This window comes from Otoolea muris (assembly GCF_943193115.1).
Classification (GTDB): Bacteria; Bacillota; Clostridia; order Lachnospirales; family Lachnospiraceae; genus Otoolea; species Otoolea muris.
Genome location: NZ_CALPCY010000146.1, coordinates 1 through 1,520, shown reverse-complemented (window position 1 = coordinate 1,520; position 1,520 = coordinate 1). Strand labels below are relative to the sequence as shown.

Below are 1,520 nucleotides of genomic sequence, written 5' to 3'. Positions count from 1 at the left end.
GGTATTAAATCATTCATGAAGGTTCTCCTTATCATTTGTAATAGAAAATAATAATGGATAACTCTTTATTATCCGTCGAATATATAACCGTTTACAGCATTGCCACAGAAGGCAGAACGCGCCTTTAGTTTCAGCCCCCCATTTCCACTCCTCCCCGCAACCTCCCCCTTGCCTTACCCCACAAGCGCCAGACAACCTCCTCCCAAAATAAAAAAGCACCAATCCAGACGCTTCCCCGCCATTCAGATTGATGCTCTTCCCCTTATCTCAGGGCCAAAACTTATATATGAAAATCCTTCCGCGGATGCTTGGCAGTCAATATATCCCTCTGCTTCGACATCGCGACATGCGTATAGATCTCCGTGATATTGATCGAACTGTGCCCCAGCATTTCCTGTATATACCGGATATCCACATCCGCTTCCAAAAGGCAGGTAGCAAAAGTATGGCGGAACATATGCGGCGTGATATGTAAATCAATGGAAGCCAGGGCCGTATATTTATTGATCATCCTGCGCACAGACTGATCCGACAGGGCTTTGCCGTTCTGATTTACAAAAAAATGCCCGCAGCACTGCATTTCCGCCGTAAAATCACATTTATACTGTTCTAATGTACGCACCACATCACTGTTTCCGATCTGCACCCTGCGTTCCTTGGAGCCTTTTCCATAAATCAGTATCGTCCGGTCATAGAGATTGACGTCATTTATTTTCAGGGAGCACAGCTCGGAAATCCGTATCCCGGTCGCGAAGAGCAGTTCGATGACCGCGGCGTCCCGCAGGGCGTTCCGCTTCTGGTACTTTGTTTTGCCGTCCGACGCCTGCTTATAGATCGCGGACAAAAACATTTCAACCGTGTGGAGCGGGATCGTTTTGGGCAGGAGGACAGGCTCGCGGAATTTTACCTGTATCTTGTTAAACGGATTCCGCTCAATCAGCTCCCGGTATTCAAAATAGTGGAAGAGCGCTTTCAGAGAGGCAATCTTGCGTTTTACGGTTTTGGGCTTATAGCTCTGGTGAAGGTTTGCAATAAAATGTTCCAATACATCCGGGGTGGTTTTTAAAATATCAGCGGAATCAATATGCCTGCTAAACTGCGCCAGATCGATTCGGTATGCGCGCAGCGTTTTGGCATCCAGCCGTTTCTGGCTCTGGCAGTACCCCAGATAGTGGTTGATATGCGTCTGTGGATTCGTCATAATAAAATTCTCCTTCTTATGTATTTATAGGGAACGATTCACCCTCTGCCGCTTTGGGGCAAAGGGGCGAAAAATCGCCTTTGGCATATCGTACATGGATTTTGGCAGAATTGCACTTGTTAAATATTTATCAGTAATGGGAGGCAGCTTCAGCAATTGTTTGTAAAAATTCAGAGCTATATTTACCTGATTTTTCTGCCGTTGATCGCAGGCTGCTTATTGCTCGCCAAACCGGCAATCCGTTTGATATTATGGGGAGTGAAGTAAAATGGGGAGTCCTTAAAAAAATCCCATATTTTCGTATGTTTCTGATAAAATC

At 45.8% G+C, this 1,520-nt stretch carries 2 protein-coding genes; both read right to left on the bottom strand.

Annotated features, from left to right (window positions below; translation table 11 throughout):
• Positions 1 to 280 precede the first annotated feature (280 nt).
• Positions 281 to 1,201, bottom strand: coding sequence for a tyrosine-type recombinase/integrase (locus NFS31_RS26695; protein ID WP_251502100.1), 921 nt, complete (start codon positions 1,199 to 1,201; stop codon positions 281 to 283).
• Positions 1,202 to 1,331: 130 nt separating this feature from the next.
• Positions 1,332 to 1,520: hypothetical protein (locus tag NFS31_RS26690; protein ID WP_251502098.1), on the bottom strand; the 189-nt coding region annotated here is incomplete at its 5' end.

Bases quoted from the DNA above. Each gene is read 5' to 3' on its own strand.
- NFS31_RS26695 (WP_251502100.1), bottom strand. From the start codon at position 1,201: ATGACGAATCCACAGACGCATATCAACCACTATCTGGGGTACTGCCAG.